The sequence below is a fragment of the Xenorhabdus ishibashii genome (genome assembly GCF_002632755.1).
Classification (GTDB): domain Bacteria; phylum Pseudomonadota; class Gammaproteobacteria; order Enterobacterales; family Enterobacteriaceae; genus Xenorhabdus; species Xenorhabdus ishibashii.
In genome coordinates this window covers 898050-920494 of sequence record NZ_NJAK01000001.1, presented here as the reverse complement: position 1 = coordinate 920494, position 22445 = coordinate 898050, and the positions used below count along the sequence as shown (strand labels likewise).

The window sequence follows — 22445 nt, the reverse complement described above, 5'->3', positions numbered from 1 at the left end:
TCTTTATACCTGAGAATGTATACCTGAGAATGTATACCTAAGAAATATCAAATTGCGGCGTAGTGGAAAACGGACTAATTTCCAGAAACAAAGATAATTAGACAACTTGGTGATGGCAAGGGTAGAAGTAATTCCCGAAGTAACAATTGGAAAGATAAAGGTATAAAGAAGATCAAGGCATATCGATGGTAATCATAAGGTGGGCTAAATAAGCCCACCTTTTATTCATGTATTTATATTTTCATTACTATTGGATGTGTCATGTATCAATTTTAGATAATCGGAACACCACTGTGAAATTTAAAATCATGATCAGAAGTTTGAATAAGTTCCGCTTCAACCTGACCGAAATAATTCACTCTCTCTGTAATATCTTCTTTAGATATTGATTGAGCTAGCGTCAAATAATCTTGGTAATGGCGAGCTTCTGAACGCAGCAGAGAAATATAAAACTTCCTCAAATCCTCATCCAGATGAGGAGCGAGTTTTGCGAAACGTTCGCATGAGCGTGCTTCTATATAAGCACCAATAATCAATTTATCGATCAATGTATAAGGTTCATGGTTGGTTATATGCTGAAACAGGGATTTAGCATAGCGGCTGGCACTGATATTGTCATAGCTTATCCCTCTGGCATCCATGATCGCTAATACTTGATAAAAATGATGTAACTCCTCCTTAATCAATAACACCATCTTATCGATGAGGTCTTGACTATAAGGTGATTTTGCCCGCGCGGTAATTTGTTTGGTGGCCTGATTTTTCCCTTTCAATGAATGGATATCGCCAATTTTTTTATAGGCAAAATCCTCATAGGGCTGAAACCAGGCCAGCAGAGCGTCAGCACTCTCAGGATCAACGGCATATTTGCGAATTAAGAACATCGCACTTTGTGCTGCTTTCAATTCACATAGCAAATGATCGCGCAATAAAATTGGCAAATTTTCAGGCAGCCGCGCTTTTTCTACCCATTGATCAGGAGTTTCGCACTGTAAAAATTGATAAATGGGAGCTAACAGATTGGTATCAAACTTCATTGCTGTTCCATTCATTGTTAAACCATATCTTTTAGACGATAAATCCACTCCAATGCCTGACGCGGTGTCAAGGTATCTGGATTAAGGCCTTCCAAGGCTTCAACTGCCGGAGACGTCTCTTCTGTTAGTAAAGTTAACTGTGGTGTATCAACATGACCTGCTGTCGCGCTATTGGAAAGTGATTCCAGCTCCTTCAATTTTTGGCGAGCACGTTTAATGACATCACGTGGAACACCAGCCAGCGAGGCAACAGCCAGTCCATAGCTCTTGCTTGCAGCGCCTTCTTGTACACTGTGCATGAAAGCAATAGTATCGCCATGCTCGACAGCATCAAGATGAATATTGACAACCCCTTCCAGTTTCTCAGGCAGAGTTGTCAGTTCAAAATAGTGAGTCGCGAACAGTGTCATTGCTTTGATGCGATTAGCTAAATTTTCAGCACAAGCCCACGCCAGGGATAGACCATCATAGGTCGATGTACCACGACCGATCTCATCCATCAAAACCAGGCTGTGTTCAGTCGCGTTATGTAAAATATTGGCAGTTTCGGTCATTTCCACCATAAAGGTGGAGCGTCCTGATGCCAAATCATCGGATGCTCCGACACGGGTAAAGATACGATCTACAGGGCCGATAACCGCTTTTTCGGCAGGAACGAAGCTTCCAATATAAGCCATCAACGTAATCAAAGCCGTCTGACGCATATAGGTACTTTTACCTCCCATATTCGGCCCTGTAATAATCAACAAACGGCGCTGTGATGAGAGCGTCAATGGGTTAGAAATAAACGGCTCGCTTAAGACTTGTTCGACAACCGGATGCCGGCCGCCAGTGATCTGAATACCCGCTTTATCGGTGAGTATCGGGCGGGTGTAATTTAGTGTCTCAGCACGTTCAGCAAGGTTTGCCAGTACATCCAGCTCTGACAGCGCTTCGGCACAGGTTTGCAAATCGGCCAGATGAGGCAACAACAGCTCGAACAACTCTTCGTACAGGCCTTTTTCGATGGCAAGTGCTTTACCTTTGGAAGTCAGCACCTTGTCTTCATATTCCTTTAATTCAGGAATGATATAGCGTTCCGCGTTTTTCAGCGTTTGACGACGAACGTAATGGATAGGGACTAAATGACTTTGTCCACGGCTGACCTGAATATAGTAACCGTGCACTGCATTAAAGCCCACTTTCAGGGTATCAATACCAAGTTTTTCGCGTTCGCGGATCTCCAGTTTATCCAGATAATCGCTGGCACCGTCAGCCAATGCCCGCCACTCATCCAATTCAGCATTATAACCCGTGGCAATGACACCACCGTCACGCACCAGAACAGGGGGTGTTTCGACAATTGCATGCTCCAGTAGTGTTTGTAATTCATCAAAATGTCCCACACGCTGCTGTAGCGTTTGGATATAGGGGGCATCCGAGGATGTCAGGATCTGATGAATATCAGGCAGTTGCTGGAAAGCATGGCGCATTCTGGCCAGATCACGGGGACGGGCGGAGCGGAGAGCAAGACGGGCAAGCACACGCTCTAAGTCACCGACCTGACGTAAAAATGGCCGTAATTCATAACCGATTTCCTGTAATGCGGAAATGGCTTGGTGGCGATTTTCCAGCACGTCTTTATTGCGGGTTGGTGCATGCAGCCAGCGTTTCAGCATTCGGCTGCCCATCGGTGTCACGCATTGATCAAGTACTGACGCCAGCGTATTTTCAGTGCTACCGGATAAATTTTGTGTCAGCTCCAGATTACGGCGCGTAGCGGCATCCATAATAACCGTTTCCTGCGGGCGCTCCATCGTCATGCTGCGAATATGGGGTAAAGTGGTGCGTTGGGTATCTTTGACATATTGTAGCAAACAGCCCGCGGCACGCAGGGCGAGCGTCGCTTTTTCCACACCGAAGCCAATCAGGTCACGGGTGCCAAATTGCAAATTAAGTTGTTGTCTTGCTGTATCCAGCTCAAATTCCCACATTGGACGCCGGCGCAGGCCATGACAACGTTCAATCAGTGCCATATGCTCAAAAGTTTCAGGGTAGAGCAGTTCCGCAGGGCGGGTACGTTGCAATTCTGCGGCAATGCTATCTTCGTCGGACATTTCGCAAACGCGGAAGCGACCAGAAGTGATATCCAGCGTCGCGTAACCAAATCCCTGATGATCATGCCAGATAGCGGCGAGCAGATTATCCTGACGTTCTTGCAGCAAAGCTTCATCAGTGACGGTGCCAGGTGTGACAATGCGCACAACTTTGCGTTCAACAGGGCCTTTACTGGTTGCAGGATCACCAACTTGTTCGCAGATCGCCGCAGATTCACCGAGTTGTACCAGTTTTGCCAGATAGTTTTCGATTGCGTGATAAGGAACCCCAGCCATCGGAATAGGCTGACCAGCCGATTGCCCGCGCTTGGTCAGGGAGATATCCAGTAACTTCGCTGCCTTTTTGGCATCATCATAGAACAACTCGTAAAAATCTCCCATTCTATACAGCAGCAGAATATCTGGATGCTGCGCTTTCAGGCGCAGATACTGCTGCATCATGGGAGTATGGCTATCTATATCCTTTGCTGGAGATTCTTTCATATTGACTTGATTCAATTTTATTATTCCTGTTGACTCAGTTGGGTCATCGACGCTCAGTCAACCCATCTAAATGACAAAACCTAAATATAATCAGCTAAGGATGGAACGCTAATAGACCTCATCCTGGGCGAAAACGCTATCTTATCACTGATAATCTGTGTGATTCACCTGTGGATGCGATTAGAAGATTTGAGCAGTAGGTTAGCAGGATCACTCGCAGGAATGTATCAGATTTTTTCACAATTCAGCAGGATTGCGAAGCGGCTCGATTGTTGTTTGATTTGAGTCATACTACCAAATAACAAATAATAGGAAAGCAGATGACATAAAGCACTTGAATGCTATTAGAGATATTGAGAATTGACGGACTGAGAGGAAATTATCGTGGCTATTTACCAACCCCCTTACAATGGCCGTATGGGGCGTTTGTGGCAAACATTGATTTTGAGCGAATGGCGCCCTGAGTTAGCGTGGTTACCGGTTGAAACGTTAATTCATTATCAACAGCAGGATTATTATCATGTGCTTAGAGAGTGTGATCGTACCAGCGACTGTACGCTATTTATCGATTTTATGCTGGAAAAATTAGCCGAAGCACTTAAAGAAAGCCTGGATCTGCAAAAACAGAATTCTGTCGTAATGTCGGTAGAAGTGCCGGTACAAATGTCGGTGGAAAATCCACAACCACTGAATGCTACTGCGCAAAAAATCTTGTTGGTTATTGCTGCTCATCCGGCCACCACCATAACCCAATTGGCTGATGAATTGGGGGTAAGCCGGCGCACAATCGAGCGAAATATTAAAATATTACAGGATATTGGGCGTTTGATTCGTGTTGGGGCGAAGAAAGGAGGCTATTGGCGTATCGGGTAGCTTAGGGCAATATGGTTTTCCTTATACGGTTAATACCTCAGTAAATCATGTTGTTTGTCATGGCTGGGCTTCGGAAAAGAAGCTGAAAAATGGGGATATCGTTAATGTGGATGTCTCCGTCAAAAAAGAGGGATATTACGGCGATAGCAGCATCACATTCTGTGTCGGGGATGTACCGTCCCATGCTAAACGTTTGGTTAATGTGACTCAAGAGTGCTTATATAAGGCAATTAAGATCGTCGGTTATCGGCTCAGTTTGAGCATACTATCTTGGTAACCCGTGATGGTTTTAAGGTGTTGACGCTGCGGGATGAAGAACGCGAAGCTTTTGCACGTTACTTGTCGATCACTCAATAAATTATAATTTATGATGTAATAGTATCCCCAATACGGTATTGTGCAGTGTTGGGTTTTATTTGGCTAAAATCTCGCCACGTTGGGTTTATAGAAATTTAACTACGGCTATGTGAAATTACAGGGTGATTATGTCTTGGCTTTATAAAAACAAGGATCTCTCTTGTTTTATTGTTCTCTTTTTTCTTATTTTTCTGATACATAAATGTTTAGGATATCAATTAAAATTAATATATGTTTTCAGTGCCTTTGCTCTCTTTTTATTTTTGTCTGCTATCAGTAGACGAATATATATCTTTTTGATTACGTTCTTTTCCTTGGTGGGAATGCTTTATACCCCAATTGGTCTCAATTACGGTTATCCAGACATCAATGCGGTAGGATCATTAATCTATACAAATAGGAATGAAACAGCGGAATATATTAGTGGCCTTTCTGTATCAACGTATTTAACCGCTATAGCTATTTTTGTTCTGATGATATTTTCACTTAAGCTAAATGTCACCTTAACAAGCAAAAGTAAAAAGTGGTTGTTTACCCTGTTTTTTATTTCGGCTTTCTGGTCCCCAGCCAAAGGGTATATAAAATCGGGTTTTGAAGATAGCTCAGAACTTTTGAATACCAGTTTACCGGAAGTTCGCTTTTTCAGTGATGCTTATCAGAGCTACAAGCAAGTCATGTCAGAAAATCACCGATTTGCCAAGATTATTAAATATCGGGATGACTGGCAGCCAGTGGTGAAAGAAGAGAAATACGACACCTATATCATGGTGATTGGTGAGAGCGTCCGAAAAGATTTTATGAGTATCTATGGGTTCCCGAATAAAAATACCCCTTGGTTGGATAACGCGAATGCCACTGTGTTAACCAACTATATTTCGGCAGCACCATCAACACAATTATCGTTGACTAACTCTCTGGCGATCCGTGAAGAAAATGAAATTCAACTGAATAACAGTATTATTTCACTGGCAAAAAAAGCGGAATTTGAAACTTACTGGTTGTCTAATCAGGGAATGAAAGGAGGATTTGATTCTCCTGTAGCACTGATTGGGCAGCAGGCCGATCATTATACTTTTTTAAAAGAAGGCAATTCAGATGATCGCAGTTATATGCCGGATGAAAATTTATTGCCTTATATTCGCAAGGCATTAGTGAAGAATGAACAGAAGAAGAAACTGGTTGTTATTCACTTAATGGGTTCGCATCCACAACCTTGTGTCAGAACGAATGATAAATATGGCACCTATTTCCATTCCAAAAATATTTCATGTTATCTCCAGAGTATCCACAATACGGATAACCTGTTAGCTGACATTGAAACTATTGCCAATAAAAATCAATTACATTGGACAATGCTTTACTTTGCGGATCATGGTTTATCACTGGTAAATAAAAACACAGATAACGAGAATCTGACCCATGATGATAGTAATAAGCAGAATTATCAAGTTCCCTTTATTATTACTGGTTATGACTATGCCATTAAAAGTACCAACAAAAATATAGCCAGCAAAAATATCATAGATGCTCACCGCAGTGGTTTGAATCTGCTGTCTATGTTATCCACATGGTTGGGAATTGAAGAGCCTCGTTTGGTATCCAAATGTGCATGGTTTTCCAATGAAAAGTGTCCGAACCAACATACAGTGATTTCATTCAATAACGAATATAAAGATTTTAATCATTTGAATAATGATGCTATTAACTTCGATTGATGGATATACCTTCTTCTTAAAAGTTAATGAGTAAGTGAGTTACCTCACAAAACTTGGCTTATGTTTTATATGTATGAACCACTGATTGGAGGATTTTGACCGCTCAATGTTGGTATTCAACCGCTGGGCAAGATCCTCCCACTCTTATCAGGGAGAGTTTTATATCATAGTGCAGTGTGACGAGGAGTATATACCTTTATAGGTATCGCTTCCTGCCGGCTGTAGATGGTCGGTTTATGGAGAAGGAAGTAAAAATTAAATAATGACGTGCTGTTCGTCTTACTGTGGAAAAGGACGTTTTATGAACAATAATAAACTGTTAAAACATATCCCCTGGATGGTATTGGGGATAATTGGCGCATTCTGTCTCGGAGTTGTTGCGCTACGTCGGGGAGAACATGTTAGCGCTTTGTGGATCATTGTTGCTTCCGTAGCCGTTTACTTGGTTGCTTATCGGTATTACAGCCTGTATATCGCCACGAAAGTGATGAAACTGGATGCCACGCGAGCAACTCCCGCTGTTATCAATAATGATGGTTTGAACTATGTTCCCACCAATAAAAATGTCCTGTTTGGCCACCATTTTGCCGCCATCGCGGGGGCTGGTCCGTTAGTCGGGCCAGTATTGGCGGCACAGGTCGGTTATCTGCCAGGAACATTGTGGTTGTTGGCAGGGGTTGTGCTGGCCGGAGCGGTGCAGGACTTTATCGTGCTGTTTATCTCCTCCCGCCGCAATGGGGCATCACTGGGTGAGATAGTCAAGGAAGAGATGGGACGCGTGCCAGGCACAATAGCGCTGTTTGGTTGCTTCTTGATCATGATCATCATTCTGGCAGTGCTGGCCTTAATCGTCGTGAAAGCATTGGCGGAAAGTCCGTGGGGCGTATTTACTGTTTGCTCAACAGTACCCATTGCGCTTTTCATGGGGATCTATATGCGTTATATCCGTCCAGGGCGTGTGGGTGAAGTCTCTGTGATTGGTATTCTCTTGCTGATTGCTGCCATTTGGTTTGGTGGTGTCGTCGCCGCCGATCCTTACTGGGGACCCGCGCTGACTTTCAAAGATACCACTATCACTTATGCGCTGATCGGATATGCCTTTATCTCTGCATTATTGCCTGTTTGGCTTATTTTGGCACCGCGTGACTATCTGGCAACTTTCCTGAAAATTGGGGTTATTGTTGGCCTTGCAATTGGGATTGTCATCCTGAACCCTGAACTGAAAATGCCAGCCGTCACACAATATATTGATGGTACAGGGCCAGTATGGAAAGGAACGCTGTTCCCATTCTTATTCATTACTATTGCTTGTGGTGCGGTGTCTGGTTTTCATGCCCTGATCTCTTCGGGGACAACACCTAAGCTATTGGCAAATGAAAAAGATGCACGTTTCATTGGTTATGGTGCGATGTTGATGGAATCGTTTGTGGCGATCATGGCATTGGTTGCGGCATCCATCATTGAGCCGGGCCTGTATTTTGCGATGAATACCCCTCCGGCAGCATTAGGTATTACCATGCCGGATCTGCATAATTTGGGTACTGCCGAAGCACCAATGATTATGGCTTCTTTGAAAGAAGTAACGAGTCATGCGGCAGCAACCGTAAGTTCTTGGGGCTTTGTTATTTCACCTGATCAAATTCTGCAAACGGCAAAAGACATTGGTGAGCCATCCGTCTTGAACCGCGCAGGAGGAGCACCAACCTTAGCAGTGGGTATTGCCCATGTGTTCCACCAAATCATCCCAGCAGCAGATATGGGCTTCTGGTATCACTTTGGTATTCTGTTTGAAGCTCTGTTCATTTTGACGGCGCTGGATGCAGGTACACGCTCTGGCCGTTTCATGTTGCAGGATCTTTTGGGTAACTTTGTTCCATTCCTGAAAAAAACGGATTCCCTGATTGCGGGTATCATTGGTACAGCCGGTTGTGTCGGTTTATGGGGTTATTTGCTGTATCAAGGCGTGGTTGATCCATTGGGTGGCGTTAAGAGCTTGTGGCCGTTATTTGGTATCTCCAACCAGATGTTGGCTGCCGTTGCATTGGTATTGGGCACAGTTGTCCTGATCAAGATGAAACGCACCCGATATATCTGGGTAACGGTTATTCCTGCGGTTTGGTTGTTGATTTGTACCACATGGGCGCTGGGGCTGAAATTATTCAGTGATAACCCACGGCTTGAAGGCTTCTTCTTTATGGCGAAAGAATACAAGCAGCGGATCGCCGAAGGCGGTGCAGAATTGACGGCCGGACAAATCAGTAACATGAATCACATTGTTGTGAACAACTACACCAATGCGGGCTTAAGCATTCTGTTCCTGATCGTGGTGTATAGCATCATCATTTATGGTATCAAAGCTGCGATTAAAGCAAGCAAAAATCCAGAGCGTACCGATAAGGAAACGCCTTATGTTCCGGTTCCTGAAGGTGGGGTGAAAGTCTCGTCTACGCACTGATACGATAGTAAAACTGATATCGACCAAATCATTTCGTATCAGTAACCGCTATACCCCACATAATTGGCTTTGTATTATGTGGGGTATTTTTTATTGGGAAGCTATTCCTTATAAAACAAGCCCTGGAGAACAATTTATGTTTGGTAATCTTGGTCGGGCAGGCAAATATTTGGGGCAGGCTGCCCGAATGTTGGTAGGCGTTCCAGACTATGACACATATGTACAGCATATGAAGGAAAACCACCCTGATAAGCCCTATATGTCTTATGAAGAATTTTTTCGTGAACGTCAGAATGCTCGCTATGGCGGCGATGGAAAAGGTGGAATGCGTTGTTGTTAGTGAAAAAGCGACTAATTCATTGGGAAATTGTTAGAAGTTAAGAGGCATCGGGAAACGAAAATGCAACCAATATCAGTCACGATCTTAACTGGTTTTTTGGGATCAGGAAAAACGACGCTGTTACGTCATATCCTCAATGCCAATCATGGGCATAAAATAGCCGTGATTGAAAATGAATTTGGCGAAGTCCCTATTGATGATGAATTGATTAGTGATCGCGCAACTCAGATTAAGACTTTAAGCAATGGCTGTATCTGTTGTAGCCGTTCAAATGAGCTGGAAGAAGCTCTATTAGACTTGCTGGATAGCATGGATAAAGGGCAGATCAATTTTGACCGCTTGATTATCGAATGTACAGGCATGGCTGATCCCGGCCCGATCACGCAGACTTTCTTTTCTCATGAAGTTTTGTGCCAGCGTTTTGTACTCGACGGTATCATCACGCTGGTGGATGCGGTTCATGCGGAGAAACAGTTAGATCGTTTTTCCATTGCACAGGCGCAGGTGGGATATGCAGACAGGCTTCTTTTAACGAAAACAGATGTTGCTCCCGTTCGTGATGCTTTAGTTGAACGTTTGCAGCGAATCAATATCAGAGCACCCATTCATAAGGTTATTCAAGGTGAAGCAGATTTAGACTTACTGTTCAATATCGAAGGTTTTATGTTGAATGACAAACTGACGGTTTCGACTCCTGTTTTTCGATTTGTACCCAAACAACAAAACTTGGTTCAGTCGATTGTCATTAATTTAGCGTATCCGGTTGAACTGTTAGCAGTTTCTAACCTGATGGAGGAGCTATTACTGAGTTTCGCGGATAACCTTCTGCGGTACAAAGGAATTCTTGCTATTAAAGAGGAATCACGCCGGTTACTGTTTCAAGGAGTTCAGCGTCTGTATAGCGCGGATTGGGATAGAGAATGGCGCGATGATGAAGTGCGTGGAAGTGTAATGGTTTTTATTGGTACAGATCTGCCAGAACAGAAAATCCGTGAAAAATTTGCGAAATTGTTTGAATAATAATTGATTAAGCAATCATTTTTTGAAAGTTTTAATTGTTCATTTTTATTTCTTATTGAGCAGTGAAATTATTCATATAAATTCGCTGCTCAAGTTTAAATAGAAGTTTAATTTATATATTTAGTCGTTAGACTTAAATCTTTTTAAAGAAAAAACCTGATGAATTAACAAATGAAAAACAATAAAAATAAAACCTATTCACAAATTAAATTTGTCATACGTAAAAATAGTCATTTATCTTAGATGTTCATGGTATTGTTTATTTTATCTGCCGGCAATCTCCACAAACTAATTAGTGGAGATTGTTGCGATAACAGATTATGTTAGTGAAAACAGCAGAAAAATAACATAGCTATTTAGAATGAGACTCCCAAATTCTGGAAAAACGTTTCACATTACTGGCGGTATAAATTACGGTATGTGAAATGTTACGGTGTCCAAGATAGTCTTGAATCAAACGGGTATCACGACCGAGATCGGCTAAAGCATAACCGCAAGCGTGTCTTAACATATGCGGATGTGGAGAAACACTGACAGATGCCTGCTTCCCATAGCGTTTTAATAATCCATAAACTTGTTGCCGTGAAACAGGGCCGGATTTTTGAGAGAGAAATACCCACGGAGAGTCGGCTTCCCGCCATCTTTGACGAATATCTAGCCATTTATTTAACGCTTCTATTTCTTCTGGAATCAAAGGATGTGTGGTTGAAAGCCCACCTTTTAACCGCCTGATGTGAATGATTGCTGAATTTAAATCGAGATCAGATAGGCATAAATTACATAACTCACTTACCCTAAAACCGTGAATAAAACACATCAACAGCATGCAGTAATCGCGCTCTGCGTGGCGTCCTTGTTTTGTTGCTGCCAAAATTGCGTCTATTTCGTATCGGGTTAAAAACTTACGTTGCTTCATGAAATTATCATTCCTATGAAATCAGAGAGATGAATTGTGAATAGCAAAGTATTTAAGCCAATTGAATACAACAAAAACATTAGTGTTTTTTAAATATGATCGGCCAAATACCAGATTGGATTAATTGGAATTCAGCAAATAAAAAAATTTGCTGCTTATTTTTGTCTTATTTTTAATGAAAATGCTAATTGAAATCGTATAAATACGTGCTATGTGATTCTGATACACAGAATGAGGCAATCATAAGTAGAATTCCATACATAAAAACAACTCTATTGAACTTTACAACTAATCATTTTTCTTGGTTTGTTTTTTAGTTTTTTATTCTTTTAAAAATCCATTTAGGTGTATTGAGATTGTATTTTTACTGCATTTAGTGAAAAAAGTAAATGATTTATCTAAATTGTTTGCATAACGCCTTGTTATTGATTGAAAATTAACTTTTATTTGTTAAATTTGAAATAAAATTTTATTTTTAATTTTTTATTGGTTTTTTATTCTTATAAATTTTGTTTTTTTTGATTAAAATGAAATATTATAAGGTATAGTAAAGGATGATATATAGAATAACTTTAGGCTAAAGGGCGATTTTTAGTTAATTTAATAACTAAAGTTATAGTTTATATTGTTTATTATTTTTTTGGTTGGATGCAGATAACTGGTTGCTTTTTATTCAATTTATTAAATTTAGTTAAATAGATATTTTTTATGATTAATTAAATATGGTGTCATCATTGAAAGAATTATTTAATGAATGCTGTAGATTTTGTGGAGAGTTGATGAGATGGAAAAAATGGGTCATGTATTAAATAGTTAGATTAAATATCAAAAATAGTACTTACGCTCAATGAAAGTCCCTATCACTTTATCGTGCATTGTAGTGATATAAAGATCTCGGACAACACAATAATCTTCTGTAGTGACATTTCGAAAGGAATAGTGACGATAAATTCACTGGTCTGTTGGGTAGAAATCAGAGTGACGGAATTTTCTGAGATTTCTGCTTACAATTCTAATGTATGCATACATAATATTCAGGCACCATCTTCGGATGATAAACCATCGAAAATATGAACATAAGATTTCTCATGATCAAATTCATAGTAGCTGTTCTGATGATTAGTGTGACGGTACGTTACTGTGCTACTTAAGAGAAGAATTCAGACATAAACTATCACCAACTTAAGTTGGTGATAGTTTATTTGGTTAGTATATAAATCACCCATCATGCCCATCATGCCCATCATGCCCATCATGCCCACCATTTGAACCACCGCGACCTCCATGACCTCCTTGCCCCCCATTACCTCAGGGATTATTGGCTCCATTACCATTTCCTCCGTTTCCTCCGTTTGCAATGAGAACATAGCCGTTATTATGGGATGTACTCTTTTCGAATGAATTGGTTGAAGCTGATACTGAGGCGATTGTTAATGAGCAAATAAAGACGAATAATAGTTTGAAATAATTCATAGTGTTCTCCTTCTATTCAATTACGATCACCGCTACCACCGGCACCTCCATCACCTCCGTTACCACCTGCACCTCCATTAGCTCCTCCATTTCCTCCATGTCCGCCATTCCCACCGCCTTCAGCCCCATTGCCGCCATTGCCTCCATTGATACAATCACTCCTTGGTATTCCATTCTGGCCGTTTTGACCTGCTTCTCCATTTAATTCATCACAATTAGTAGGGTTCGTAGTTTTGGCTATTTTTGTTTTCATAGTGGAATGATTTGTAGGTTCAGCCTGTAAGGATAGAAAAGGAAAACTCAATATAGAAACGGCGATAATTAATTTATATAGTTTCACTTTATTCATCTCCAAAAAATATTAGCGATATGAAATAACGTATCTAAATGACTTTTTAAAATGGTAGGAGTATCAAAGAAACTCAGTCCCATTTTTGCGAATTTGGATTTTCCAGAAACAAAAAAGCAAAAAGAAGGACTGAGTTATGGTTATCCTACCACCCATTCCCCGTAATGAACGACGCATGATGAAAAAAATAGCGCAAAAAACGAACGATAAAAAGTATGCCATTCGTATCCTAACGCGATGCTCGACTTTTAGGGTGAGTTGAAATGACATAGCCGCTCCTTTATTGTAGCGGTCAAGAACTTCCGGACGCCATTTTAGCCTGCTCCCATTGCTTATCTATTTCACAGATAAGCTGAATATTATTTCCAGCAAGGGGCAACGTCGTTACGTTTCGGAGCGTGAGGTTTTTAACGTTTTCATGACAGTGGCGGTGGCGACTTTCAGGATCCGGGCGGTGTCACGAATTCCTCCGTTATTCATCGCGATGTCGACAATCTGCGCTTTAACGCCAGGTTTGCAGGCTTGGTAGGTGTATTCCAACTGAAAAACCTTGCAGCAGGCATAACAGCGATAACGCTGATGTCCGCCATTTCCTTTTCCATGCCCTTTGACCTGTTCTGATGTGTGACAATAACGACAATAGACGTCAACTTTAGCCATACTTTATCTTTATCACTAAAAATCGGGAAGTCTACCATAACTAACCATTTAATACATGACCGAAAAATGCGCCTTATATCCTCGAACAGAGAGGCGAGGATTTATGGCGCATTGAGTAAATCTTAATAGTAAGACTGATCGTAATTGATGTTCTTAAACACTGATCTTTTAACTATACCCATGTCAGGAGAAGGCCAGAAAAGGAGAAATGCATAGCAAGATCCCAGTAAAGATAATCAAGATAAGAGATATCCCTTTGTAATGGCGCAGGCCAGGGACTTTGTAGACCAAATAAGCCGGAATGAGGCAGCCAACGATGCCAAATATTGGGCTACAAATAGAAGTAAAGCTTAATACTGGGACATTCAGGAGGATTGCACTCCATGCCAATAAGATGGCAAAAACGATAATGCCTCTTTGAACCCATTTTTCATTGATTTTTTCGGCAGGTATCAGGCGACTAAGAACATTGATGGCAATGCCTTGGCTGGCTTCGCGAAAACCCAGATAAACACCAAAAAAGGCAGTCATCACGGCAAAGACATTGAGCATAATACTGACGGCAATAACCCAGCCGCCAGGAAAGAACTGGGCAGCAATTGCTAGTGCTGAAATATTCTGTTCATAGGCTTTGAGCGCTTCGTCATGTCCCATTGCCAGCGTAAAAGAGATGGCATAGAAAAATACCGTACAAAACAGGATACCAAAGGCAATGTTCATGGCTCGCAGTGCCTTGTAACGGGCAACTTCACGGTTTTTTTCCCGATTACGATAAGAAATCACCATTGGGCTAAGTGTTTGTATAAACAGGATAGACGTGAGCGTAAAAGGTAACGTGATGATGGCTTGTTTGATCAATAGCCCTAGGGGAGGCAATGCTCCGACATTGTAAAGATGCCACATACCAATCATGGAAAATCCTAATGCCGCGATAACAAATAACTTTGTTATGACCATCAGGCTGGATATTTTGAACAGTAATTTTTCACCGCGGGAAGAGATCGCGACTAGTACACAGATTAATACCAACCCGTACAGTGGATTTTTCGACATTAATTCATCGGTAACTCCGAATGTTTGCAAGTAAGAAGCACTGTCATTGGTTATAGCGATGGAATAAACAAACATCCAGATCACCAACATAATGAAGTAGAGTACTCCTAGAAAAATGCCCCAGTTTTTACCAAGATAACCGCTGATAACACTGGGATAATCTTTGCATTCTGGTGACTCTGCAAGGGTATTGATGAAGAGCCGTTGAAAGAGATACATGGCAGGATAGCCAATAATGGAAGAGAGCAGAAAAACCCACAATCCCATCAATCCAACCTGAACAGGCAAGAAAACAATTCCGGCTCCGATTGCCATGCCAATACTCATAATGATCCAGCCGGTATCGGTATGGTCGAATTTTATGGCTTTTTTCCATTCCTTTTCTGTCATGTTGGCGCGTTTGGCGGATGGAGATAACTGTGACGTGACATCATTGTTTTTTGTTTCTGTTTTCATATCTTTTAGTAAGTGAATTATCGTGTGCTGATAGTCAATGATTTCAAGGAGAACAACTTCTGTATGAAGAAGAAATTGCAAAGGGAAATTGTGCAAAAAAGAAAGGCGTCGAAAACACCCTGTCAGGATTAAATCCTTTTTATTCTTAATATTATGCGGTAGTTTAGGGGATTAATCTAGAATTTTTTACTAGTAAAGTAGGGTTATACATAGATTAATCCTGCTTTCCGCTGAACAATAAAGGAAAATTAATACCTAATTGGTCTGCCTGTATTTACCATAGTTTTGGGGTAATAAAAACGAATGGAACCGTGTTATTGATAAAATCAAATTATATTTCATTGAAATTTTGAGATTACAAATAAATAAAAAAATGGCGTTTTATGTTTTCCCTGAAATTAAAATGCCGCAAGCAGAGTTACGGCATTTTTTACACTTATTTTTACTGTTATTTTTTAATTAGACATCTAATCGCTTGGTTTGCCATTTTTTAGACTTCCAACGCCAGGCGTTCACTAATCCACGTATCCACTCGTCGCAGAAGAATCCTATCCAGATCCCCAGGAGACCCATACCCATGGTAATTCCCAGAAAATATCCGACAGGAATAGATATTCCCCACATACAAATTAACGCAGTATAGAGTGGAAAACGGGCGTCGCCAGAAGCACGTAGGGCATTAACCATCACAATGTTGAAAGTGCGTCCTGGCTCCAAAAAGACCGAGAGCAAGAATAACGGTAGAAGAAGTTCAACAATTTTCTGATCTTCCGTCATGACATAAAGAAGCGGCTCCCTGAAAATCCAGAACGCCAAAACGATGCCTACTGTAACAATCACACCAATTTTCAGACTTTTCAGCCCCCGAAGATAGGCATCTTCAAAACGTTTTGCCCCAACAAGGTGACCAACCATAATCTCGTTGCCAATGCTGATAGAAATACCAAACAACATAATGAACAGAGATAGTTGGAAGTACAGCGTTTGCGCGGCCAGAGACATTTCACCCATCAGGCCGATAAATGCCTGTGCAGTCATATATTGCAGGATCCACACAAAATTTTCACCCGCGGCTGGCAAGCCGATATGCAGGATTTTACTCAACATATTTTTAGACCAGTTCACGAGCAATTTAGGCTCGAACTTGATCTTCAAACCACAAAACAGTAATCCACAGAGCAAAATCACAGCGACAGTACGACCAAATACTGTAGACCACGCTACGCCCTCAAGCCCATATTGAGGCAATCCAAAGAACCCATACAGCACGATCATATTACCGATAATGGTAAGAAAGTTGGCAATCAGTGTGACATACATGGCCGATTTCGACTTTCCATAAACCCGCATGCAGGCTGCCAAAATAATCGAAATTGCTTCGGGTATCAGACAGATACCAAGAATATGCAGATAAGCAAAGCCATCTTCCATCAGATTTTCGGGCAGGTTCATGATATGCAGGATTTTATAACCGAAGAACACCGTGATCAGAGCACAACCGAAACCCAGCACAAAATTAAAGGCGATGGAAATATGAATCGCCTGACTCGCCTTATCGCGTTTTCCTGAGCCCAGATATTGTGCGATGACAACACTGCAACCTACACTGATGAAGTTAAAAATTGTAATAAAGAGATCAAAAACATGATTACCCACTCCCATAGCAGCAAGATAAGAAGAAGAAATATGGCTGACCATGTATGTATTGATTAATAACGTCGCCATATGCAGAAAGATATCAATGAAAATCGGCCAGCTTAATGAAAAAAGAGAGCGATCAACAACATCAGACTGATGCATTAGTAAAACCTATTTATTAGAAGTTAGATGAATGGTCTTTTACGGTGTGGCATACCCAGAAAAAGCATAGATGATTTTACAGGGTTTATTGATGAGTGAATAGTATTAGTAGTTTTATTACCCTTTATGACATCAGTCATTAGCATTGGCATCAGTAATAATTCTATGACAGCGACTGTAAGAGCCAACAAGGCAAACCAATTTATGGCGATAAAATTATTACAAATACTGAGTTAGATGTGCCATTAAAATGAAGAATGCTATGTTTGATAAAAATGAATAACTGGCAGATTGATATTCTGCCAGTCAGATAGATCAGGTCGAATACAATTATCTATAGATCGGGTAAATTTCGTCCGTAATAGATTTCCTGTATCTCTTTTTTGAGTAAACGGGTGATTTCTATTTTTTCCGTTTCACTTAGTTCTTCCGCTGTGGTATTGAACAAATATTCATTCAGATCGAATTCTTTCAACATCATTTTGGTATGGAAGAGATTTTCCTGAAAAATATTCACATCAATCATATGGTACTGAGATTGAATTTCTTCTGTCACATAATTCTGGATGGAGCTAATCTCATGGTCAATGTAGTATTTTACGCCATTAATATCTCGGGTAAAACCACGAACGCGATAATCCATTGTTACAATGTCAGATTCCAATTTATAAATCAGGTAATTAAGGGCATTAAGGGGAGAAATAACACCGCAGGTTGATACTTCAATATCTGCCCTGAAGGTACATATACCATCATCTGGATGGCTCTCTGGATAGGTATGTACACAAATATGGCTCTTATCCAAATGGGCGACGACAGAATCAGGGAATAGTTCGGGGTTTTCCGTATTATCCACCAGTTTGACAGCAATGGGTTCTTCACTAATCAGAATGGTAACGCTCGCTCCTTTGGGATCATAGTCTTGGCGAGCAATATTAAGAATGTTTGCACCAATGATTGAACAGGTTTCACTGAGTATTTCAGTCAGGCGGGTTGCATTATATTGTTCATCAATGTACGCGATATAACTGTCGCGATCGGCCTTCGTTTTTGCATAACAGATGTCATAAATACAGAAACTCAAGCTTTTTGTTAGATTATTAAAGCCGTGCAATTTCAGTTTGCGCAATTTAGTTCACCTCCCGGTTAATGGAGATTATTGGTTTTCAGATAGTGCATTCAGCAAGTATTGCGGCAGCGCAAAACTTCCTGCATGTACGGCTGGTGTGTAGTAACGGCAAGTTATAGCCGCATCTTCAAAGCGTTGTTGCAGCATTGTCAGAGGCACCTGACGCAAGGCAGAATTTTGGGTTGCCCATGCAAACGTCATGATCCCGCCGTAATAAGTTGGAATAGCTGCCTGATAAAAACTACTGTCAGTAAAATAGTGGCTCAGCTTTTTATGGCTATTGACAGCTTCATTCTGTTGAAGAAAACAGACACCATTTTGGGCAACAAAAATGCCACCTTCGTTTAAGCAAGCAGCGCAGCCTGCATAAAATTCAGAAGTAAACAGGCTTTCACCTGGTCCATCAGGGTCAGTACAGTCAGAAATGATAACATCAAATTTTTCAGATGTGGTTTTGACAAAATTAACACCGTCGTCAATCACCAACTTGAAACGGGGATCGTTATAGGCACCTGCGTTATGGTTTGGCAAATATTGGTGGCAGAATTCGATTACACCAGCATCAATCTCGACCATTGTAATACTGTCGAGATAGTGATGACGGCAAACTTCACGCAGCATCCCGCCATCACCACCGCCAATGATCAACACTTTTTTGGCTTGGCCGTGGGCAAATAGTGGTACATGAGCCATCATTTCATGATAGATAAACTCATCGCGCTCTGTGGTTTGAACCACACCATCAAGTGCCATGATGCGGCCTAGTTCTGTATTTTCAAAAATAATTAAATCTTGATGCTCTGTTTTATCGTGATAAAGCACGTTTTCAACTGCGAAATACTGACCGAAATTGGAATGCAATGTTTCATACCAAATTTCTTTTTGTGACATGTTCCGTTATTCCTCCATTGTGACATTCATCGGTATTGGGTGCACATAGTAGCCAATGGTTCACATGGTTGTCACTTAGTTTCAACATTAAACTAACTCTGGAGTTATTTAAAAAGCACTATTTTATATACGAGAGCAGACTGAGTGAGTTCTTTGCCAGAGAGCGGCATTTAACCTCATGGGGTAAGTTGATTTCCTTTAAATCGTTGTAACCTAATTGATTTAATTCTTTCATTAACTGGTTATTGTAGTTACTGAGATCCCATTTGTTACGTTGAGCAAAATAGATAATTGTACGCTTAATTTGAAAGTCTGGGATTTGTCTATAGCCGCAGTCATGTTTTAGATAGAGATAAACGGCTGTCAGATCGGCGAGATCCTCAGCTTCATTCTCAGACAGCGCTTGTGCTGGTTGAGTAAAACTAAACAGAACTAGAATGTACGCGAATAAGGCAATTTTTTGCATAATTTCTATTATACTAATTTTCTACCATTTTATTTAAATTAACATATTAATATCTTTGTTAGCTAAGCTTTATTTACTTAATTTTTATGAAATTACCATTTTTTCCACTGGTGAGAACATCGGGTTGTACGTTAACGAACAGGTTTGTATTTGACGAGTAGAATCCGGTCATTATGAATAATGATAGCTTTTGCTGAAATACGAAGAGTAAGCAACTAATCCCAAACTCCAGTAGAAAAACATACACCATTATTGGATTTACATTGTGCCCAACTGTTTTGCAACTTGAACCAGCCATCGGCGAACGACTATTTCGTCGGCATTGCTTACACCGGCGAGCAGTATAGTTTCAGTTGGCTGGACTGCTGATTTGCAGCGAACAAGCAGTTCTCGACCGGCATCGGTGATCTCGATAATTTGAATTCGGCCATGCTCTTTGTGCGGCCGTCGCAACACCATTCCTGCGCGTTCCAAATTGCCGACAATGACGCTCATCGTTTGTGGTGTCAGCAATGATAAGCGAGCTAGTTCAGCTCCCGAAGCCTTGGGATATTCGGCAAGCATGGTTAGCACCGAAAATTGAGGCAGGGTCAACCCAATGTCCTGCAATGCGCGTTCCATCCTTATTCTGTGGGCAGCATGAGCCTGCCGCAGCAGATAACCGATATGACCAGCCTCTCCTCGCTTACCTTCACCTATTTCTGGAATTGATGGATTGTGTATCCTTGACTTGCGCATAATGTTAGAGTTCTTATATTATTGTTCGAATTCTTATATTAATCGGTTGGAGTGTTTTATGAAACCTTTATTTGATCGACGAAGCGACTGGACTTCTTTTGAACAAGTTGCGCCAAATGTTATCGCCGCACTAGGAATGCTGGGCAAGGCAGTTGACGATTCAGGGCTGGAAAAACAGCTCACCGAACTACTGAAATTACGGGTCTCCCAGTTAAATGGATGCGCCTTCTGCCTCCAATTCCATTTGAATCTGGCACGCAAACTCGGTCTAGAACAGGCCAAAATCGACTTGGTGGCAACATGGCGCGAAGCGGGCGTGTTTTCTGTTCGGGAGCGTGCTGCTCTGGGCTGGGCTGAGGCGTTGACCTTAATGGCGCAACAGCACATTACAGATGTTTTATATGATGAGATGCAAGCCGCGTTCACCGAATCAGAAATCGCATTTTTGACCACCGCTGTGGGTGCTATCAATGCTTGGAATCGTATCGCAGGTGCCTTACAGTTTTCTCCGCCTATTCCGAAGGTTTAAATGACTGAGAGCGTGCGACGATGAGCAAGCAGAACTTAGTACTCCGCTTTGTCAATAATAAAGAAGATGTGTTCTCTGTTGCTTCCAACTGATGCAGCAGCTTCGTCCACACTTGCACTTCAAATCCCTATTGGTAGGTAGTCATAGTTTCAACCCTTCTTTTACTGTAGGTGATGAATTCTGATATGCTTTGCAAAATATTTTGTTCTCATGTTTTCTTATGTGTACGTATTTGTGCGGCGAATTGTGTATCAATCGGTGTATCAGTTTTAAAGAGTTATCACATAACCTGACATGAATTTGTTATTAAAAACAAATGGTTATATTAATGAAGAAACATATTGTAGAAGTGATGATCTCCGAACAGGAGGTCAAGCAACGTATTGCTGAGTTGGGACAACAAATTACTGCGCACTATCGTAATAGCGATCGTGAATTAGTGTTAGTTGGCCTGTTGAGAGGATCGTTTATCTTTATGGCTGATTTATGCCGTGAAATTCAGGTTCCTCATGAAGTGGATTTTATGACTGCATCCAGCTATGGCAATGAGATGAGTTCTACCCGCGATGTGAAAATTCTCAAGGATCTGGATGAAGACATACGTGGTAAAGATGTGCTGATCGTTGAAGATATTATCGACTCAGGCAATACACTGAACAAAATCCGCGAGATTCTTGCACTGCGTGAACCTAATTCACTGGCAATTTGTACTTTGTTGAATAAACCATCGCGTCGTGAAGTCGATGTGCCAGTTGAATGGATTGGTTATTCAATTGAAGATAAGTTCGTAGTCGGTTATGGCATTGATTATGCACAACATTATCGCCATCTGCCTTATATCGGGCATGTCACCCTGTTAGAAGATTAATTTTTGCGATAAGCAAATGGCAGCAAAAAAAGCTGCCATTTGTTTTTATAATTAATGGGTTATCCTTCGATCTGCTATTTTGTCTGGGATAATTTGGAAATAGCCTGACGGTAATTGAGTTCCAATTTTTCACGACTGTCAGCTGTAATATCCAGATCATGTAATTCACCATCCTTTAAACCATATACCCAACCATGAATCATCACTTTCTGCCCACGTTTCCATGCAGATTGCATAATGGTTGAGTGGCCAAGGTTGTAAACCTGTTCAATGACATTCAATTCACACAAGCGATTCAGTCTATCATTAGGAGGTAACTCACCAAGCATGGAACTGTGTTTGTACCACAAATCACGGATATGGAGCAGCCAGTTATTGATTAAGCCCAATTCAGTGCCATCCACGGCAGCTTCAATACCACCACAACCGTAGTGACCACAGATAATGATGTGTTCAACCTGTAAAACATCAACTGCATATTGTACAACAGATAAACAGTTTAAATCGGTATGGATAACGAGATTAGCGACGTTTCTATGAACAAAAAGATCGCCTGGAGCTGCATCAATCAGTTTTTCGGCAGGTACTCGGCTATCAGAGCAGCCTATCCATAGAAAATGAGGTTTTTGCGCTTTTGATAATTCTTTGAAAAAAAGTGGATTTTCTTCGTTTACGGACTTTGACCACTGCTTGTTCCTGGCAAACAGCTCTTCAATTTTTCTCATCATAACAAATAGCCTA

Annotated in this window: 19 protein-coding genes and 2 pseudogenes; 8 read left to right on the top strand and 13 right to left on the bottom strand. The window is 41.2% G+C overall.

The window, feature by feature from the left end; all coding sequences use genetic code 11:
- Positions 1 to 272: 272 nt before the first annotated feature.
- Both miaE and mutS read right to left on the bottom strand, forming a co-directional pair.
- Positions 273 to 1037, bottom strand: coding sequence for a tRNA isopentenyl-2-thiomethyl-A-37 hydroxylase MiaE (miaE, locus tag Xish_RS04275; protein WP_099118663.1), 765 nt, complete (start codon positions 1035 to 1037; stop codon positions 273 to 275).
- 17 nt (positions 1038 to 1054) lie between these two features.
- Complete coding sequence (mutS, locus tag Xish_RS04270; protein WP_099118662.1) at positions 1055 to 3616, bottom strand: DNA mismatch repair protein MutS; 2562 nt, start codon at positions 3614 to 3616, stop codon at positions 1055 to 1057.
- A gap of 384 nt (positions 3617 to 4000) precedes the next feature.
- Here mutS and Xish_RS04265 point away from each other — a divergent pair, with 384 nt between their 5' ends.
- From Xish_RS04265 to yjiA, 6 genes are all read left to right on the top strand, one after another.
- Positions 4001 to 4489: a Fic family protein gene (locus tag Xish_RS04265; protein ID WP_244185918.1), complete on the top strand. Its 489-nt coding sequence runs from the start codon at positions 4001 to 4003 to the stop codon at positions 4487 to 4489.
- Positions 4449 to 4766, top strand: a complete 318-nt coding sequence (locus tag Xish_RS04260) for a M24 family metallopeptidase (protein ID WP_208614807.1) — start codon at positions 4449 to 4451, stop codon at positions 4764 to 4766. The genes Xish_RS04265 and Xish_RS04260 overlap by 41 nt, the downstream gene beginning before the upstream one ends.
- Before the next feature lie 403 nt (positions 4767 to 5169).
- Positions 5170 to 6561, top strand: coding sequence for a phosphoethanolamine transferase (locus Xish_RS04255; RefSeq protein ID WP_167383215.1), 1392 nt, complete (start codon positions 5170 to 5172; stop codon positions 6559 to 6561).
- A 301-nt stretch (positions 6562 to 6862) separates the two neighbouring features.
- Positions 6863 to 9016 carry a carbon starvation CstA family protein gene (locus tag Xish_RS04250; RefSeq protein ID WP_099116859.1) on the top strand — a complete coding sequence of 718 codons (2154 nt, stop codon included), beginning with the start codon at positions 6863 to 6865 and terminating at the stop codon, positions 9014 to 9016.
- A 136-nt stretch (positions 9017 to 9152) separates the two neighbouring features.
- Complete coding sequence (locus Xish_RS04245) at positions 9153 to 9356, top strand: YbdD/YjiX family protein (protein WP_099118661.1); 204 nt, start codon at positions 9153 to 9155, stop codon at positions 9354 to 9356.
- 60 nt (positions 9357 to 9416) lie between these two features.
- Complete coding sequence (gene yjiA, locus Xish_RS04240; RefSeq protein ID WP_099116858.1) at positions 9417 to 10376, top strand: GTPase; 960 nt, start codon at positions 9417 to 9419, stop codon at positions 10374 to 10376.
- 352 nt (positions 10377 to 10728) lie between these two features.
- Here the strand turns inward: yjiA and Xish_RS04235 are convergent.
- The 10 genes and pseudogenes from Xish_RS04235 to Xish_RS04195 form a co-directional block, all read right to left on the bottom strand.
- Positions 10729 to 11295 (bottom strand): annotated as a pseudogene (locus Xish_RS04235) (tyrosine-type DNA invertase); the annotation flags it as partial.
- A 1157-nt stretch (positions 11296 to 12452) separates the two neighbouring features.
- Complete coding sequence (locus tag Xish_RS18530) at positions 12453 to 12620, bottom strand: hypothetical protein (RefSeq protein WP_167383214.1); 168 nt, start codon at positions 12618 to 12620, stop codon at positions 12453 to 12455.
- Positions 12621 to 12781: 161 nt separating this feature from the next.
- Positions 12782 to 13114 carry a hypothetical protein gene (locus Xish_RS04230; RefSeq protein WP_244185915.1) on the bottom strand — a complete coding sequence of 111 codons (333 nt, stop codon included), beginning with the start codon at positions 13112 to 13114 and terminating at the stop codon, positions 12782 to 12784.
- Positions 13115 to 13439: 325 nt separating this feature from the next.
- Positions 13440 to 13774 (bottom strand): annotated as a pseudogene (locus tag Xish_RS04225) (IS1-like element transposase); the annotation flags it as partial.
- A 183-nt stretch (positions 13775 to 13957) separates the two neighbouring features.
- Positions 13958 to 15283, bottom strand: coding sequence for an SLC5/6 family protein (locus Xish_RS04220; RefSeq protein ID WP_099118659.1), 1326 nt, complete (start codon positions 15281 to 15283; stop codon positions 13958 to 13960).
- A 459-nt stretch (positions 15284 to 15742) separates the two neighbouring features.
- Positions 15743 to 17083: an MATE family efflux transporter gene (locus Xish_RS04215; protein ID WP_099116855.1), complete on the bottom strand. Its 1341-nt coding sequence runs from the start codon at positions 17081 to 17083 to the stop codon at positions 15743 to 15745.
- A 334-nt stretch (positions 17084 to 17417) separates the two neighbouring features.
- Positions 17418 to 18212 carry an adenosylmethionine decarboxylase gene (gene speD / locus Xish_RS04210; protein ID WP_099116854.1) on the bottom strand — a complete coding sequence of 265 codons (795 nt, stop codon included), beginning with the start codon at positions 18210 to 18212 and terminating at the stop codon, positions 17418 to 17420.
- Between the two features lie 27 nt (positions 18213 to 18239).
- Complete coding sequence (gene speE / locus Xish_RS04205) at positions 18240 to 19103, bottom strand: polyamine aminopropyltransferase (RefSeq protein ID WP_099116853.1); 864 nt, start codon at positions 19101 to 19103, stop codon at positions 18240 to 18242.
- A gap of 118 nt (positions 19104 to 19221) precedes the next feature.
- The gene (locus tag Xish_RS04200) at positions 19222 to 19569 is read right to left on the bottom strand and encodes a YacC family pilotin-like protein (protein WP_099116852.1); all 348 of its coding nucleotides are present in this window, start codon (positions 19567 to 19569) and stop codon (positions 19222 to 19224) included.
- 258 nt (positions 19570 to 19827) lie between these two features.
- Positions 19828 to 20190: a MarR family winged helix-turn-helix transcriptional regulator gene (locus Xish_RS04195; RefSeq protein ID WP_244185913.1), complete on the bottom strand. Its 363-nt coding sequence runs from the start codon at positions 20188 to 20190 to the stop codon at positions 19828 to 19830.
- Between the two features lie 175 nt (positions 20191 to 20365).
- Here Xish_RS04195 and Xish_RS04190 point away from each other — a divergent pair, with 175 nt between their 5' ends.
- A complete protein-coding gene (locus Xish_RS04190; RefSeq protein ID WP_099116850.1) occupies positions 20366 to 20836 on the top strand; it encodes a carboxymuconolactone decarboxylase family protein in 471 nt (156 codons plus the stop codon).
- 328 nt (positions 20837 to 21164) lie between these two features.
- A complete protein-coding gene (gene hpt, locus Xish_RS04185; RefSeq protein ID WP_074019160.1) occupies positions 21165 to 21704 on the top strand; it encodes a hypoxanthine phosphoribosyltransferase in 540 nt (179 codons plus the stop codon).
- Positions 21705 to 21778: 74 nt separating this feature from the next.
- On the opposite strand, the gene can is transcribed toward hpt, so the two are convergent.
- On the bottom strand, positions 21779 to 22432 hold the full coding sequence (gene can / locus Xish_RS04180; RefSeq protein ID WP_099116848.1) for a carbonate dehydratase: 654 nt from the start codon (positions 22430 to 22432) through the stop codon (positions 21779 to 21781).
- Positions 22433 to 22445 lie beyond the last annotated feature (13 nt).